This window comes from Georgenia sp. Z1491 (assembly GCF_049856175.1).
Taxonomy (GTDB): Bacteria; Actinomycetota; Actinomycetes; order Actinomycetales; family Actinomycetaceae; genus JB111.
The window spans coordinates 110,647-127,206 of sequence record NZ_JBNDNA010000004.1 but is presented as its reverse complement, the minus strand read 5'-3'; the positions used below and the strand labels follow the sequence as shown (position 1 = coordinate 127,206).

The 16,560-nt window shown below is 72.8% G+C and carries 11 protein-coding genes and 1 riboswitch; of the genes, 7 read left to right on the top strand and 4 right to left on the bottom strand.

The features are described from left to right. Window positions 1-47: 47 nt before the first annotated feature. Window positions 48-1,226, bottom strand: a complete 1,179-nt coding sequence (locus ACPYO4_RS05740) for a cystathionine gamma-synthase (RefSeq protein WP_425708258.1) — start codon at window positions 1,224-1,226, stop codon at window positions 48-50. A 101-nt stretch (window positions 1,227-1,327) separates the two neighbouring features. Next, the gene (locus ACPYO4_RS05735) at window positions 1,328-1,888 is read right to left on the bottom strand and encodes a hypothetical protein (protein ID WP_425708257.1); all 561 of its coding nucleotides are present in this window, start codon (window positions 1,886-1,888) and stop codon (window positions 1,328-1,330) included. Window positions 1,889-1,928: 40 nt separating this feature from the next. Here ACPYO4_RS05735 and purN point away from each other — a divergent pair, with 40 nt between their 5' ends. Beyond that, entirely contained in the window at window positions 1,929-2,540 is a 612-nt protein-coding gene (purN, locus tag ACPYO4_RS05730; RefSeq protein ID WP_425708256.1) for a phosphoribosylglycinamide formyltransferase, read from the top strand. A gap of 37 nt (window positions 2,541-2,577) precedes the next feature. After that, a riboswitch (ZMP/ZTP riboswitch) is annotated at window positions 2,578-2,666 on the top strand. Between the two features lie 198 nt (window positions 2,667-2,864). Beyond that, complete coding sequence (gene purH, locus ACPYO4_RS05725; protein ID WP_425708381.1) at window positions 2,865-4,472, top strand: bifunctional phosphoribosylaminoimidazolecarboxamide formyltransferase/IMP cyclohydrolase; 1,608 nt, start codon at window positions 2,865-2,867, stop codon at window positions 4,470-4,472. Between the two features lie 23 nt (window positions 4,473-4,495). Here the strand turns inward: purH and ACPYO4_RS05720 are convergent, their stop codons facing one another. Next, window positions 4,496-5,926: an FAD-dependent oxidoreductase gene (locus ACPYO4_RS05720; protein ID WP_425708255.1), complete on the bottom strand. Its 1,431-nt coding sequence runs from the start codon at window positions 5,924-5,926 to the stop codon at window positions 4,496-4,498. A gap of 22 nt (window positions 5,927-5,948) precedes the next feature. Here ACPYO4_RS05720 and ACPYO4_RS05715 point away from each other — a divergent pair, with 22 nt between their 5' ends. The 5 genes from ACPYO4_RS05715 (at window position 5,949) to ACPYO4_RS05695 (ending at window position 15,485) form a co-directional block, all read left to right on the top strand. After that, complete coding sequence (locus ACPYO4_RS05715) at window positions 5,949-6,215, top strand: hypothetical protein (protein WP_425708254.1); 267 nt, start codon at window positions 5,949-5,951, stop codon at window positions 6,213-6,215. A 93-nt stretch (window positions 6,216-6,308) separates the two neighbouring features. Continuing rightward, window positions 6,309-7,700 (top strand): hemolysin family protein, encoded by a 1,392-nt coding sequence (locus ACPYO4_RS05710; RefSeq protein ID WP_425708253.1) that lies wholly within the window; start codon window positions 6,309-6,311, stop codon window positions 7,698-7,700. A gap of 96 nt (window positions 7,701-7,796) precedes the next feature. After that, window positions 7,797-8,786, top strand: coding sequence for a malate dehydrogenase (locus ACPYO4_RS05705; protein WP_425708252.1), 990 nt, complete (start codon window positions 7,797-7,799; stop codon window positions 8,784-8,786). 267 nt (window positions 8,787-9,053) lie between these two features. Continuing rightward, complete coding sequence (locus ACPYO4_RS05700; RefSeq protein WP_425708251.1) at window positions 9,054-10,148, top strand: alpha/beta hydrolase family esterase; 1,095 nt, start codon at window positions 9,054-9,056, stop codon at window positions 10,146-10,148. Window positions 10,149-10,400: 252 nt separating this feature from the next. After that, complete coding sequence (locus ACPYO4_RS05695) at window positions 10,401-15,485, top strand: ExeM/NucH family extracellular endonuclease (protein ID WP_425708250.1); 5,085 nt, start codon at window positions 10,401-10,403, stop codon at window positions 15,483-15,485. A gap of 166 nt (window positions 15,486-15,651) precedes the next feature. Here ACPYO4_RS05695 and purU read toward each other — a convergent pair whose 3' ends face one another. Continuing rightward, entirely contained in the window at window positions 15,652-16,515 is an 864-nt protein-coding gene (purU, locus tag ACPYO4_RS05690; protein ID WP_425708249.1) for a formyltetrahydrofolate deformylase, read from the bottom strand. Window positions 16,516-16,560: the final 45 nt, after the last annotated feature.

Genomic DNA, 16,560 nt, shown 5'->3' with positions numbered 1-16,560 from the left:
TCGGACCCGTGGGGCTGACCGCCCCCGGCGTCGGTCAGGCGGCGTAGTCAGGCGGTGGCGGTGACCTGCCGGTCGGCCGAGGTGCGTGCGCGGTCGAGCGCCCGGAGGAGGTCCTCGACCAGGTCCCCGGCGTCCTCGATGCCGACGGAGATCCGCACGAGGTCGTCCGGCACCTGCAGGGGCGTGCCGACGGCGGCGAGGTGCGTCATCGTCGCCGGGTGCTCGATGAGCGACTCCACCCCGCCGAGCGACTCGGCGAGCGTGAACAGCTCGGTGGACTCGACGAAGGTGCGCGCCGCCTCGGCGTCGGTCAGGCGGACCGAGACCATGCCGCCGAACCCGGACATCTGGCGGGCGGCGACGTCGTGCCCGGGATGGGTGGTGAGGCCGGGGTAGGCGACCTCGGTGACGAGCGCGTGGTCCGCGAGGGCCTCGGCGACCCTCGCGGCGTTCGTACAGTGCCGGTCCATCCGCACGGCGAGCGTCTTGATCCCGCGGCTGACCAGCCAGGAGTCGAACGGGGACAGGCCGGTGCCCGCCCCGTTCTGCAGGTCGGCCAGGGCCTCGCGCCACGTGTCGTCGGCGAGGACCACCGCGCCGCCCACGACGTCGGAGTGCCCGCCCAGGTACTTGGTCAGCGAGTGCACGACGAGGTCGGCCCCCAGGGCGATCGGCTGCTGGAGGTAGGGCGTGGCGAAGGTGTTGTCGACGACGACGACCGCCCCGGCCGCGTGGGCGATCTCGGCGACCGCGGCGACGTCGACGATCCGCAGCAGCGGGTTGCTCGGGGTCTCGATCCAGACGACCCGCGGCGGGGTGTGCGCGACGGCCGCCCGCACGGCGTCGACGTCGGACAGGTCGACCGTGGACAGCGTGACGCCCCACGGGCCGAAGGTCGACTCGATGAGCCGGTGCGTCCCGGCGTACGCGTCGTCGCCGAGCAGGACGTGCGCCCCGGGGCCCGTCAGCGTCCGCAGCACGGCGTCCTCGGCGGCCATCCCGCTGGCGAACGTGAACGCCCCCGCGCCGCCCTCGAGCTCGGTGAGCGTCTCCTGCAGCGCGTCCCGCGTCGGGTTGCCGGTGCGGGTGTACTCGTAGCCCGCCCGCAGGACACCCACGGAGTCGTGGCGGAAGGTCGAGGAGAGGTGGAGCGGCCTGCTCACCGCGCCCGTCGCCGGGTCGGGGGACTGGCCCGCGTGGATGGTCCTGGTGCTCGGCTGCGTCATGCCCGCGACGCTAACGGCGCGGCGGAGCGGGCGCTGACGGCGAGGAGCGGTGTCCGGGACGTGGGACGGCGGGACCGGGGTCGGTGGCTCCGGAGCGTCCCTCAGCCGATGGGGAGCATGTCCCGCAGCCGGTCGTCGAGCTCGTTGGCGCAGGCTTCCCGCCCCTGGTTCGTCACGGCGCCGTCGAGGCACTCCTGGTGGTCGAGCTGGATGTTCCAGGCGAGCGCGGGCAGCAGGTGGAGCGCCGCGACGATCGAGCCGATGACGATCGTCACGACGGTCGAGCGCGCACGGCGCTGCTCGAGGGTGGGTCCCGGGCGGTCCTCGGGTGCGTCAGCGGCGCCGGCCCGGCCACCACTGCCGCCCTTTGCACCGCGGCTGCCCTGGCCGCCGACTGGCCCGGCCGGTCCCGCACCCGCCGTCGGTGCGCGGAACCGACGCGCGTAGACCGCGGCGGCGAGGCCCATGAGCGCGAGCACCCCCAGCCCGATGCTCTGCGGGAAGCGGGTGACGACCAGGGTGCCCAGGGCGCTGCCGATGACCAGGACGCTGGCCGCCGTCGACCAGCGGGCCAGCTGCGTGGCACGCTCCTCCTCCGCGGACCCGGACGGCCCCGGGTCGCTCGTCGGGGCGGGCGTCCGTCCGGTCGGTGGCGTCGTCACCGACCCATTGTCACCTCTTCGACGTCTACCGTTGGTCGTCGTGACCACCTCCGCCGCGCAGCGGCTGCGCCTCGTCGTGCTCGTCTCCGGATCGGGGACGCTCCTCCAGGCCGTCCTCGACGCCGCTGCGGGCGGGGCGCCGATCGATGTGGTCGCCGTCGGCGCGGACCGGCCGGGAACGCTCGGCGAGCAGCGCGCCCGGCGGGCGGGCGTGCCGACGTTCGTCGTCGCCCTCGGGGACCACCCGGACCGCGGGGCCTGGGACGCCCGGCTCGCGGAAGAGATCACCACCTGGTCGCCGGACGTGGTCGTGAGCGCGGGGTTCATGAAGATCCTCGGCCCGGCCGTGCTGGCCGCCGGCACCGTGCTCAACACGCACCCCGCGCTCCTGCCCGCCTTTCCCGGCGCCCACGGGGTGCGGGACGCCCTCGCCCATGGGGTGCGCGTCACCGGCTGTACCTGCCACGTGGTCGACGCCGGGGTCGACACCGGACCGATCGTCGACCAACGGGCCGTGCGGATCGAGCAGGACGACACGGAGGCGACGCTCCACGAGCGCATCAAGATCGAGGAGCGGGACATGCTCGTCGACGTCCTCACCCGGCTCGCCCGGGGCGAGCTCGCGCTCCCGGAGACGCGTCCCACGTCCTGACGGCGCGCCGTGCGCCGCGGGAGCGAGCCGTAGACTGGCCACCGGTCGCGACTGGCGAACGAGGTGGGTGACCACCGGGGAGCGACCGACGCACCCCTCACCGCGCCGCTCGCCTGGGCGCCGGGGCCGGGCGCCCGCCGCGCCCGGGACCGCCGACCCGAGGAGGACCCCGTGACCGTCCAGCCGAACACCGACGCCGCGCCCGACGCCGACGCCCCGTCCACGAGCACCGCACCCGGGACGGGCCCCGAGCGCTCCGTCCGGGCCGCCGCGGACCGCCACCAGGTCCGTCGCGCGCTCGTCTCCGTCTACGACAAGACCGGCCTGGAGGACCTCGCCCGGGCGCTCGCGGAGGCGCGCGTGGAGATCGTCTCCACGGGCTCGACCGCCGCCCTCATCGCCGACGCCGGTATCCCCGTCACCCCCGTCGAGGCCGTCACCGGGTTCCCCGAGTGCCTCGACGGACGGGTCAAGACGCTGCACCCGAACGTCCACGCCGGAGTCCTGGCCGACCGTCGGCTGCCCGCGCACCGCGAGCAGCTCGACGAGCTCGGCATCGAGCCGTTCGACCTCGTCGTCGTCAACCTCTACCCGTTCGCGCAGACCGTCGCCTCCGGTGCCGGGTACGACGCCGCGGTCGAGCAGATCGACATCGGCGGACCCACGATGGTGCGCGCCGCGGCGAAGAACCACCCCTCGGTCGCGGTCGTCGTCGACCCGGGCCGGTACGGCGAGGTCGTCGCCGCGCTGGACGCCGGCGGGTTCACGTTCGCCGAGCGGCGGGCGCTCGCCGCCGACGCCTTCGCCCACACCGCCTCCTACGACTCGGCCGTCGCCTCATGGTTCGCCGAGCAGGTCGGGAAGGCCGAGACCGCGTCGACCGGCTATGACGCCGACGCCCCCGTCGCGCAGGCACCGGCCTTCGTGGGGCTGGCGCTCGAGCGGCGCGCCACCCTGCGCTACGGCGAGAACCCGCACCAGGCCGCCGCCCTGTACGCCCCCGCGGGTGCCGTCGACGGTATCGCGGGAGCGACTCAGCTGCAGGGCAAGGCGATGAGCTACAACAACTACGTCGACGCCGACGCCGCCCTGCGTGCCGCACTCGACCACGAGCGGCCCGCGGTGGCGATCATCAAGCACGCCAACCCGTGCGGAATCGCGGTCGGTCAGGACGTCGAGGAGGCCTACCGCGCCGCGCACGCCTGCGACCCGGTCTCGGCCTACGGCGGCGTCATCGCCGTGAACCGGCCCGTGACCGCCGCGATGGCCCGGGCCATGAAGGGCGTGTTCACCGAGGTGCTCGTCGCACCGGAGATCGAGCCGGAGGCCGTCGAGGTGCTGTCCACGCGGAAGAACCTCCGCGTCCTCACGGTGACCCCGGCGCCGCGCGACGGCACGGAGATCCGACCCGTCACCGGCGGTGCGCTCGTCCAGGCCCGCGACGCGGTCGACGCCCCCGGCGACGCCGTGGAGGCCTGGACCCACGTGGCGGGCGAGCCGGCCGACGCGGCCACGCTCGCGGACCTGGAGTTCGCGTGGCGGTCCGTGCGGTCCGTGCGCTCGAACGCGGTGCTGCTCGCGCACGCCGGCGCGACCGTGGGCGTGGGCATGGGCCAGGTCAACCGCGTGGACTCCTGCCGGCTCGCCGTCGAGCGCGCGAACACGCTCGGGGTCGAGGTGAGCTCGGACGTCGACTCCGCGGGCGGCGCGCAGGCCACCGGTGCGGCCGCGCGGCCCGAGCGTGCGCGCGGCGCGGTCGCCGCGTCCGACGCGTTCTTCCCGTTCGCCGACGGGCTGCAGGTGCTCCTCGACGCCGGCGTCCGCGCCGTCGTGCACCCGGGTGGCTCGATCCGCGACGACGAGGTCACCGCGGCCGCGCAGGCCGCCGGCGTGACGATGTACCTCACGGGCACCCGCCACTTCGCCCACTGAGCCGGGCCCGGCCCGGTGCGCGGTCAGCGGCGCGCGATCGCGTCGCGCAGCCGCCGGGACGGGTCCGCCGCGACGGCGGCGTCGAGGTTGGGCCGGCCCCCGCCCGCCAGCGCGCGGCGCAGCGGCGGCACGTCGCGGGGGTGGTCGGCCGTGGCGGCACCGACGAGCCGGCCGGCGTCGTCGGTCCACAGCCAGGTGATCCCGGCGTCGTCCGACCGTTCCACGGTGGGCGGTCCGGTCGGGTCGCCGAGGACCGCGACGTCGTGCCCGAACATCTCCGAGAAGACGTAGGACGCCGGCGGTGGTGGGGCATCGAGGCCGAGGACGCCCGCCGCGAGCGCCGTCGGGTGGTGCAGCGCTCCCTCCCAGTGGGCACCCGGCTCCGTGCGGCCGTCGGGACGGACGGTCGCCGCGGCGTCCCCGACCGCCCACAGCCACGTCGGCCCGTCCAGGGCCCGTCCCAGGGCGTCGACCCGCACGTGACCGGTCGGGGCGAGCGGGGCGGCGCCGGCCAGCCAGTCCGTCTCCGGCACGGCCCCGAGTGCCGCGAGCACGACGTCGGCACGCACCTCGCGGCCGTCCGTCAGGGTGACGACGCGCTCGCCCGGGTCGGCCGGTCCGGCGTCGGGGCCCTCGGCCGGTCCGGCGTCGGAGGCTGCGGCCGGGTCGGCCGGTCCGGCGGCCTCGCGCGTCAGGGCGACGGTGGACACGCCGGTCCCGGTGAGCAGCTCGACCCCCGCGGACTCGAACCAGCCGCGGACGTGGCGCCCGAGCACGCGGGGCGCACGACCGAGCGGCTCGTCGGCGGTCTCGACGACCGTCACCCGGACCCCCGCCGCGGCGGCCGCCCCCGCTACTTCCGCGCCGATCCAGCCCGCGCCGACGACGACGAGCCGCGCTCCGGGTGCGAGCGCGGCCCGCAGACCCGTGGCGTCGGCGGCCGACCGCAGGGTCCGCGCGCCCGGCCACGGAGCGGCGACGGCGCGCGCACCGGTCGCGGCGACGACGACGCGGGCGCGCACGACCGTGCCGTCGTCGAGCGTGACCTCGGCCCTGGCGCCGGCGGGCGCCCCGGGACCGGTCGTCGTGCGGACCGCCGGTCGTGGCGTCGTGCCGGGGGTGCTCCCGGCCGCGTCCTCTCCGGTGGTGTAATCGCCGGCCGCGTCATCGCCCGCCAGGTCTCGCACCGACCGGACGGCCGCCCGGCGATGGGGGACACCGAGCGCGTCGAGGTCGCCGAGGCCGCCCGCGGACAGCAGCGGGGGTGCCTCCTGTGTGAAGAGGTGGGTCGACAGGGTGGTGCGGTCGTACGGGTCGCCCTCCTCGGCGCCGACGAGGAGCACCGTCCCGGCCAGGCCCGCCTCCCGCAGGGCGGCCGCCGTCCGCAGGCCCGCCAGGCCGCCGCCCGCCACGAGGACGTCGACCTGCTCGGGACGGGCTGCCGGCGGACGCATCCGCCCACGGTAGCCTCGCCGCGTGACGACGAACCGGGCACCCGTCCTCCCCGGACTCGCGATCCTCGGCTGGGTCGCGGTCGTCGTGCTCGTCGGCGTCGTCGTCGGCGTGCCGACCGCCTGCTACCTGCTCGCCGGCATGCTCGTCGTCATGGCCGTGGTCCGGGCCGCGTTCGGCGCGCGCGAGATCATCGGGGGCCGCGCGCTCGCGATCGACCTCGCCACGCTGCTCGGTGCGGCGGCCGTCCTGGCCTTCCTCGCCCCGTGGGGGAACGCCGTCGCGGTCTGACGGCCGGGCCGGGCGCGACGGCCGCCATCGCCGGAGCGGAGCGCCACACGCGGCCCGCCACCACGCCCGGTCGACCGACCCGATAATGGACGGGTGCACCCGCTACTTCAGGACTCCTTGCTCGTCCTCGTCTTCGTCCTCATCGGCGGGGTGTTCGCGGCCTCGGAGTTCGCGCTCGTCTCGCTGCGTGAGTCGCAGGTCCGATCGATGGCCGCCCGCGGCGGAAGCGGCGCCACCGTCGCGAAGCTGACCGAGAACCCCAACACCTTCCTGTCCGCGGTGCAGGTCGGCGTCACGCTCGCGGGCTTCTTCTCGGCCTCCTACGGCGCGTCGACGATCGCCCCCTACGTCTCCCCCTACCTCGTGGACTGGGGACTCTCCGAGCGGGTCGCCGGCACAGCGGCGTTCATCGGCATCACGCTCATCGTGTCCTACATGTCGCTCGTCTTCGGCGAGATGGTGCCCAAGCGGCTCGCGATGCAGGGCGCCGAGAAGTTCTCGATGATCGTGGCCCGGCCGCTCAACGTCATCGCCCTCGTCCTGCGCCCCGTCATCTGGCTGCTCGACGTCTCCACCAACCTCGTGCTCCGTGTCCTGGGCCGCGACCCGCACGCCCGCGCGGAGGAGATGGACGCCGAGGAGCTGCGCCAGATCGTCGCCGGCCACGAGGGGCTCGGCGCCGAGGAGCGCCAGATCGTCACCGACCTGCTCGCGGTGGGGGAGCGGTCCGTCCAGGAGGTGATGACGCCGCGCACGGAGGTCGAGTTCCTCGACGCCGACACCCCGATCGAGGACGCGCGCGCGACGGTGGGGTCGATGGAGCACTCGCGCTACCCGGTCCGCGGCGAGAACGACGACGACATCCTCGGCTTCGTCCACGTCCGCGACTTCATCAACCCCGGCCCCGAGATCCGGTTCGTGCGGGACCTCGTGCGCGAGACCCTGTACTTCCCGACGGGCAAGGAGGTCCTCTCGACGCTCACCGAGATGCGCCGCACGCACGCGCACTTCGCCGTCATCGTCGACGAGTACGGCGGCACCGACGGCATCGTGACGATGGAGGACGTCGTCGAGGAGTTCGTCGGCGAGATCCACGACGAGTACGACCGTGAGGAGCCGGAGGTCGTGGAGGGAGCCGGCGCCGACGACGTCTCCGGGCTGCTCAGCCGCGCAGAGATCCAGCGGCTGTTCGATGTCGAGCTGCCGGAGGGCCCCTACGACACGCTCGCGGGCTACATCATGTCCGAGCTCGGTCGTCTGCCGGCCGAGGGCGACGCCGTGGCCTGGGGCGACGCGACGCTCACCGTGCGGACCCTCGACGGACGCCGCATCGACCGCGTCACCGTCACGCGGCCCGAGCCGGAGCCCGAGGACACCCGTGCGGACGGGGCGGACGCGTCCGTCGCCGGTGCCGACGGGGAGCAGGCCCGCGCCGGTGCGGCCGACGACGGACGACCCGGCCCGGACCGGCCGCACGCCCACTAACCTGGAGGCGCGCGGGGCACCCACCGGCAGGCCGCGACCCGACCTGGCGGCGCCCCACCGGCCCACGTCCGCACATCCCCGACGAAGGAGTCCTGCATGTCCGCCACCCCCGTGAACGTCACCGTCACGGGCGCCGCCGGCCAGATCGGCTACGCCCTGCTCTTCCGCATCGCCTCGGGCCAGCTGCTGGGCGCCGACACGCCCGTGCGCCTGCGTCTGCTCGAGATCCCGCAGGCCGTCAAGGCGGCCGAGGGCACCGCGATGGAGCTGGCGGACGGCGCGTTCCCGCTCCTGGCCGGCGTCGACATCTTCGACGACCCGGTCAAGGCCTTCGACGGCACCAACGTCGGCCTGCTCGTGGGCGCACGCCCGCGGGGCGCCGGCATGGAGCGCGGCGACCTGCTCGCGGCCAACGGCGGCATCTTCGGCCCCCAGGGCAAGGCGATCAACGCCGGCGCCGCGGACGACGTCCGGGTCCTCGTCGTCGGTAACCCGGCCAACACCAACGCGCTCATCGCGGCCAAGAACGCCCCCGACGTCCCGGCCTCTCGCTTCACCGCGATGACCCGCCTGGACCACAACCGGGCCGTCAGCCAGCTCGCCTCGAAGACCGGCGCCGCCGTGAGCGACATCGACCGGCTGACGATCTGGGGCAACCACTCCTCGACCCAGTACCCGGACCTCACGCAGACGACGATCGCCGGCAAGCCCGTCACCGACCTGCTCGCCGACCGCGAGTGGGTCGAGAACGACTTCATCCCGACCGTCGCCAAGCGCGGGGCGGCCATCATCGAGGCGCGCGGCGCGTCGTCGGCGGCCTCGGCCGCGTCGGCCGCGATCGACCACGTGCACGACTGGGTGAACGGCGTGACGGGCTCGTGGACGTCGGCGGCCATCTACTCCGACGGCTCCCACTACGGCGTGCCCGAGGGCATCGTCTACTCCTTCCCCGTGACGTCGGAGAACGGCGAGTGGAAGGTCGTCGAGGGCCTCGACGTCGACGAGTTCTCCCGCGGCCGGATGGACGCCACCGCTGCGGAGCTCGTCGAGGAGCGCGACGCCGTCGCGGAGCTAGGCCTGATCTGATCCGTCCCGCCGGCGGGTGAGCCGGCGGGTCGTCCGTGGCTTGCGAGCGGGTGGGGACCACGGCACGTTGCCGGAGCGGACCCCGGTAGATCGCCGGAGCGGACCTCACGGGGCCGCCACCTACGGGTGGCGGCCCCGTCGTCGTTCGTGCTCGTCAAAGGTGCGGTGCGCCCGCTGGTTCTCGCGATGTGGGACCTCGGCATCGTCCGAGATTCCCAGGTCGCGGCGGGGATAGCGTCACGGTTCCCCTCGAGATCAAGGAGAACCATGAGGACCCCTCGACGCGTGATCGGTGGCGCTGCGCTCGGCACGCTGCTCCTGACGGTGGCCGCCTGCGGTGCCGACGATGCTGCGAACGACGACGACACCGCGACGGACGAGTCCGCGACGGACGACGACGCCGGAGAGAGCGAGTCCGGGACGGACGGGGCCGGCGGCTCGGGAGACGCCGTCGACGACGAGGAGCTCGCGCCCGGGCAGCACGAGTTCGCGGCCGAGATCGACGGTCACGACAGGAGCGGAGTCGTGCTCCTGCCGTCCGGCTGGACGCCCGACGCCGATCTCCCGCTCGTGGTCAACCTGCACGGATCCGGCTCGGACGGCGCCGAGCAGGTCCTGTGGTCCGCCGCTACCGGCACGGCGGACGCGGAGGGCTACGTCGTCGTGCTCCCCGACGGAGGGTTCGAGGACCCGGACGGCGGTCGGCTGTGGAACGTCCCCGGCGTGACCGACGCGCCTGACGACGCCCCGGACGACATCGCCTTCCTCCAGGCTCTGGTCGACTGGTCCGCCGAGGAGTACGGGACCTCGACCCAGGACGTCTTCGCGACCGGCTACTCCGGCGGGGGCCGGATGATCTCGCAGGCCGCGTGCGACGACCCGGACCTGTTCCGTGCCATCGCGCCCGTGACGGGACTTCGCTCCGGGGCGCCCGTCGAGGGCGAGGACGGCTGGGTGCCCGACCCCGCCACCTGCGAGCCGGACGAGGTCACGCCGATCGTCACGTTCGTCGGCACCGACGACCCGGTGAACCCGCTCGACGGGGGCGGCGCCGACTACTGGCGTTACGGGCACGAGGCCGCCCTCGACCGGTGGGCCGAGATCGGCGGCTACGAGGTCCGGGAGGACACGGACCAGGGGGACGGCGTCACCCTCACCTCCATCGGCGACGGCGAGGGCCCCGACGAGATCCGCTCGTGGTCCATCGACGGGGCCGGACACGTCTGGCCCGGATCGCCGGCGTTCGAGGAGGAGACCGACTGGGCCGGGACGCCCACGGACGCGATCGATGCGAACGAGCTCATCTGGGACTTCTTCGAGCAGTTCCTGGGCGAGAACCCGACTGCCGACGCAGGGCGCTGAGGCGTCGGACGTGGGTCGGCGGGCGCTGTGGACGTCCGACGACGTCCGCAGCGACCGCCGCACGTGACGGTGGTCAGGGTCGTGAGGGTGTGCGACACTCCCGTCCGAAGGCGCGGTGAACGGGAGATGCACAGTCGACGACGAGTGTGCTGACCGGTCCTGCAGGGCGGTCGCCCGGGGCGAGGATGGTCCGGGCACCGGTGACGGTCGCCCACCCTGCCCATGTCCCCACCCGGCAAGGAGCAACACGACGTGACTGTTCGCCCCATCACCGGACGACGGGGGGTGGGGCTGGGCGCTGTCGTCGCTCTCGGTCTGACCTCCGCCGTCGTTCCCGTCGCCGCGGCGCCCGCGGTGGCCGCACCCGACGACTCCGACGTCATCATCAACGAGTACTACGCGCGCGGTGGGTCCGCGAACGCGCCGTACCAGCAGAAGTTCGTCGAGCTGTACAACCCGACGAGCGAGCCGATCGACCTGTCGGGCATGTCGCTGCAGTACCGGTCCGCGACCGGCACCGGTGCCACGAGCGGCAACGCCGCGCTCGAGGGCACGATCGAGCCCGGTGAGTACTTCGTGGTCTCCGGCGGTTCGAACGGATCGACCGGTCAGGACCTCTCCGAGCTGTCTGACCTTCACGTCGGCGGCTCGCTCAACCCGGGCGGGAGCAACGGGGTGATCGTCCTCGTCGACGGCACGGACAACGTCACGCTGCCGCAGGGCAGCGTGGCGACCGGTGACCTCGACGGCGCGATCGTCGACCTCGTCGGGACGGGCACCGCGACGACGTTCGAGGGCACGGGGGCTGCTGCCAACCAGGGTGGTACCACTGACCCGCTGTCCTGGCAGCGCGACGGCCACGCGGACACCGACGACAACGCGGCCGACTTCGAGATGGCCGCCCCGACCCCGGAGATCGAGGGCGGTGGCACGGACCCCGACCCCGACCCGGATCCGGACCCCGAGCCGGGCGAGCCCCTGACGATCGAGCAGATCCAGGGCATCGGCGACGCGACCCCGTACGACGGCGACGCCGTCACCACACGCGGCGTCGTCACCGCCGTCTACCCGGCCGGCGGGTTCGACGGCTTCACCATCCAGACCGAGGGCACCGGAGGCGACCTGAGCGAGCACACCGCCTCGTCGGGCATCTTCGTCTACGGACCCGACGTCGTCGGCGACGTGGAGATCGGCGACTTCGTCGAGGTCTCCGGCACCGCCGGCGAGTACTTCGGCCTCACCCAGATCTCCGGGCCGACCGTGACGCCTCTGGAGGAGGAGTTCACCGACGTCGAGCCGGTCGAGATCGCCTGGCCCGAGACCGACGCGGAGCGCGAGCTCTACGAGTCCATGCTCATGCTGCCGACCGACGAGTTCACCGTCACCAACACCTACTGGACGCTCCAGTACGGCGAGGTCGGCCTCGCCACCGGCGACAGCCCGCTCATCACCCCGACCGACGTCGCCAACCCGGTCACGGACCCCGAGGGCGTCGCCGCCGTCGAGGCCGACAACGCCGCCCGCGGCGTCGTGCTCAACGACGGGTCGAGCTTTAACCTCATCAACTTCGACTTCGACGACCACGAGATCCCGCTGCCGTACGTCACGCCCGACGCGCCCCTGCGGACCGGCGCAGCCGCGACGTTCGAGGCCCCGGTGATCGTCGACTTCCGCCGCGTCCAGAACGGCGACAGCGCATGGAGCTTCCAGCCCACCACCCGCGCCAGCGGCGAGAACTACACCGACTGGCTCGAGTTCGAGAACGACCGCGCCGAGCACGCCGCCCCGGCGGAGGTCGGCGGCAACATCCAGGTCGCCTCGTTCAACGTCCTCAACTACTTCTCCACCCTCGGCGAGGACGAGGAGAACTGCGACTTCTACCCCGACCGTGAGGGCAACCCGACCACGGCCGACTGGTGCGACGTCCGCGGGGCCTGGTCCAGCGAGGCGTTCGCCCGCCAGGAGGAGAAGATCGTCGACGCGATCAACACCCTCGACGCCGACGTCGTCGCGCTCGAGGAGATCGAGAACTCGGCCGAGTTCGGTCAGGACCGCGACGCGGCCCTCGCCACGCTGACCGAGGCGCTCAACGAGGACGCCGGCGCCGGCACGTGGGGCTACGTCGAGTCGCCCGCCGAGCTCCCCGCGGACGAGGACGTCATCCGTACGGCCTTCATCTACCGGGTCGACACGATCTCGCCCGTCGGCGAGTCGCTGATCCTCACCGACAGCGACGCGTTCGGCAACGCGCGCGAGCCGCTCGCGCAGGAGTTCGCCGCGGTCGGCGCGGACGAGGAGCTCTCGGAGACGACCTTCGTCGTCACCGCGAACCACTTCAAGTCCAAGGGCTCCGGCACCGACGACGGCACGGGCCAGGGCAACGCCAACCCGGACCGCATCGCGCAGGCCGAGGCCCTCGTCGAGTGGACCGAGGGGAACTGGGGCGCCGACCAGCCCGTCCTGCAGGCCGGTGACTTCAACGCCTACTCGGCCGAGGACCCCATGCAGGTCTTCTACGACGCGGGGTACACGAACCTCACGGAGTTCGACCGCTCGGGCGCGCACAGCTACAACTTCGACGGCATGGACGGGTCGCTCGACCACATCCTCGCCAACGAGGCTGCGCTCGAGCTCTTCACGGGCTCGACGATCTGGGAGATCAACGCCAACGAGCCGCTCGCGCTCGAGTACAGCCGGCACAACTACAACGTGACGAACTTCCACGAGGTCTCCCCGTTCCGGTCCTCCGACCACAACCCGGGCATCGTCGGCCTCGACATCCCCCTCGACGCCGAGCCTCCGGCCGACCCGGGTCCGCTGTCGCTCACGGTGGTCAACCGGCAGGACGGTGTGGTGGGTTCGACGGGCTGGTTGTTCGAGTCGGAGGACGGCGCGTCGTTCTACGTCGCGGACAACAACCGGTCCACCGGTGAGGACGGCGTCGAGACGCTTGTCGACGAGGACTCCGCGTTCGGGTCGATCGTGGTCAACGGTCTGCCGGCCGGCGACTACACGGTGACCAACCAGTCGCCCGGTTCCTCGGGCTACCGCGCGCCGGAGCCGATCTCGGTGACGATCACGGGCGAGGAGCAGTCGCTGGAGCCGTTCGTCATGCTCGGCAACGGTTCGACCTCGGTGTTCGCGTACGACGAGGACGGCGAGCTCGTCCCGGGTGTCACCTACCGCTTCACCAGTGCCGAGGGCGAGACCTTCGAGATCGCGGACGGGTCCGAGCAGGACACCTCCGACGTCGAGGGCCGCGTGAGCGTGGGCGGCCTGGAGCTGGTGGACTGGACGATCGAGCTCGTCGAGGTGCCGGACGGCTTCGAACTCGACGAGGAGGCGTCCCTGACGGTTCCGCTGTCGCCGGGCACGCCGCACCGTATGGCCGGTTCGTTCACGCTCGCGGCCGCCCCGGTGGTGCCGGGCCCGGTGAGCTTCTCGGTGGCGGACTCCTCGGGGTACACGATCTCCAACACGGTGTGGCAGTTCACGGACGCCGAAGGCGCCACGTTCACGGTGGCGGACAACAACGCTCGGGCTGCGGACCTGGAGGACATCGACGACGAGCGCAGTCAGGTCACCGTGTCCGGGATCTCGGCCGGTGAGTACACGGTGGAGAACACCTCTGTGGCCTCGCCGTGGCGTGCACCGGAGCCGTTCTCGGTGACGGTCACCGGCGACGAGCAGGACCTCGGCGAGTTCCTCATGCCCGGTAACGGCCGCATCGCGGTGTGGGTGCAGGACCAGGACGAGGAGCCGATCGAGGGCGTGACGTTCCGATTCACGGCTGCCGACGGAACGGAGATCGACGTCGTCGACGGGTCCGAGGAGGACCTGGCGCCGGCCGTGGGCACGGTCCGTGCCGGTGAGCTGGAGCTGGGCACGTACCAGGTCTCGATCGTCGACGCCCCGGGCTACGCGTTCGACCCGGAGGAGACCCTCGAGGTCACGATCGACTCCGGTACCCCGAACAGGTTCGCCGGCGGCTTCACCCTGACCCAGGCCGTTCCGGGTCCGGTGACGATCGATGTCGACGACGTGGACGGACAGTGGGTGAACTTCACGACGTGGCAGTTCACGGACGTCAACGACCCGGAGTCGGTGTTCGTCGTCAACGACAACAACTACTACAGCCAGGACATCGCCAACCTGCAGGACACCGACGACGAGTTCGGTGTCACGACGTTCACGGGCCTGCCGGCCGGTGAGTACGAGGTCGAGGCGCTGCGGGTGCCCGACGCCTGGCGTGCGCCGGAGCCGTTCACCATCGAGGTGACCGGTGAGGAGCAGGCGTTCGAGCCGTGGGTGCTGCCCGGGAACGGGACGGTGACCGCGATGGCTCGGGACGAGGACGGTGCGCTGCTCGCCGGTGCGACGTTCCTGTTCACCGCGCCGGACGGTACGGCGATCGAGGTGGTCGACGGCGGTGAGCTGGACACCAACCCGAACGACGGTGTCGTGCGGCTCTCGGAGCTGGAGTTCGGTACGTACTCGGTCCAGGTGGTCGCGGCCCCGGAGGGCTACGAGTTCGACGCCGAGGACGTCCGCGAGGTCACGCTCACGCGCAGCTCCTACGTCGGATCCATCGGCCGGGCCTTCGAGCTCACCGAGGCGCCGGTCGAGCCGGAGCCGGAGCCGGAGCCGGTCCCGCCGACGCCGGGTCGTGGGTTCTACCTCAACGACGGCTGGGACATCTGGGCGGACCACGAGTTCTCCTTCGGCCGCCCCGGTGACGACGTCCTGGTCGGTGACTGGGACGGCGACGGCTCCGACACGCTTGCTGTGCGTCGGGGCAACAGCTACTTCCTGTCCAACACCCTGTACGGGGGCAACGCGGACGTGGAGCTGACCTACGGCCGCGCGAGCGACACCGTGCTCGTGGGTGACTGGGACGGCGACGGCGTGGACACCCTGGCCGTGCGTCGTGGCAACGCCTACTTCGTGTCGAACTCGCTCGCGGGCGGCAACGCGGACACGGAGCTGACGTACGGCCTTAGCACCGACACGGTCCTGGTGGGTGACTGGGACGGCAACGGGACGGACACCTTCGGTGTGCGTCGCGGGAACGCCTACTTCCTGGCGAACTCGCTGGCCGGTGGGAACGCGGACGTGCAGCTGACCTACGGCCGGGCGAGCGACACGGTGCTGGTGGGTGACTGGGACGGCAACGGCGTGGATTCGTTCGCGGTGCGTCGCGGTAACCAGTACCTGGTGTCGAACTCGCTGACCGGCGGATGGGCCGACCGCGAGGTCCGCTACGGCCGGGTCTCCGACGAGGTGTTCGTCGGTGACTGGGACGGCGACGGCTCCGACACCCTCGGTGTGCGCCGCTGACCCGCACACACGGTCACGCGTGAGCGGGCCCCGCACCCAGATCGGGTGCGGGGCCCGCTTCGTCGTATCGAGGGGATCGTGCTCAGCCGAGCGGTGGGCGATGTGCTCGCTCGCCGGGCGGAAGTCCGATCACTCGTGAGGAGGAAGTCCGCTCACTCGCCAGGGGTCAGGGCAGGACGACCGTGCGGTGTCCGTTGAGCAGCACGCGGTGCTCCGCGTGCCAGCGCACCGCGCGGGCCAGCACGCGCCGTTCGACGTCCTGGCCGCGCGCCACGAGCTCGGCGACCTCGTCGGCGTGGTTCACGCGCTCGACGTCCTGCTCGATGATCGGCCCCTCGTCGAGGTCCGCCGTCACGTAGTGGGCGCTCGCCCCGATGAGCTTGACGCCCCGCGCGTGGGCCTGGGCGTAGGGGCGCGCGCCCTTGAAGCTCGGCAGGAACGAGTGGTGGATGTTGATGGCCCGCCCCTCGAGCTTGCGGCACAGGTCGTCGGAGAGGATCTGCATGTAGCGGGCCAGCACCACCAGCTCGACGTCGAGCTCGTCGACGAGGTTCATCAGCCGGGCCTCGGCCTCGGGCTTCGTCTCCTTCGTCACCGGGACGTGGAGGAACGGCACCCCGTAGAACTGCGCCAGCGGCTCGAGGTCCGGGTGGTTCGAGACCACGGCCTGGATGTCGACCTGCAGGCGGTCCGAGCGCTGCCGGAAGAGCAGGTCGGTGAGGCAGTGGGCCTCCTTGGACACGAGCACGATCGTGCGCAGGGGCCGGCCGACGACGTCGAGCGTGTACGTCATGTCGAACCGCTCGGCGAGCCCCTCGACCGCGGCCCGCACGTCCTCGACGTCGTGCTCGGTGCGGACCTGGACCCGCATGAAGAACAGGCCCGTCTCCGGGTCCCCGTACTGCTGGGATTCGGTGATGTTGCCGCCGTGCTCGGACAGCACGCCGGACACGGCGTGCACGATGCCGGGCCGGTCCGGGCAGGACAGGGCGAGGACGAGGTGCTGCGGATCGACGACGGTGGGGGTCACCGGCCGCACCCTAGCCCTCCCCGCGCAGCCGCGGCCGGGATGACC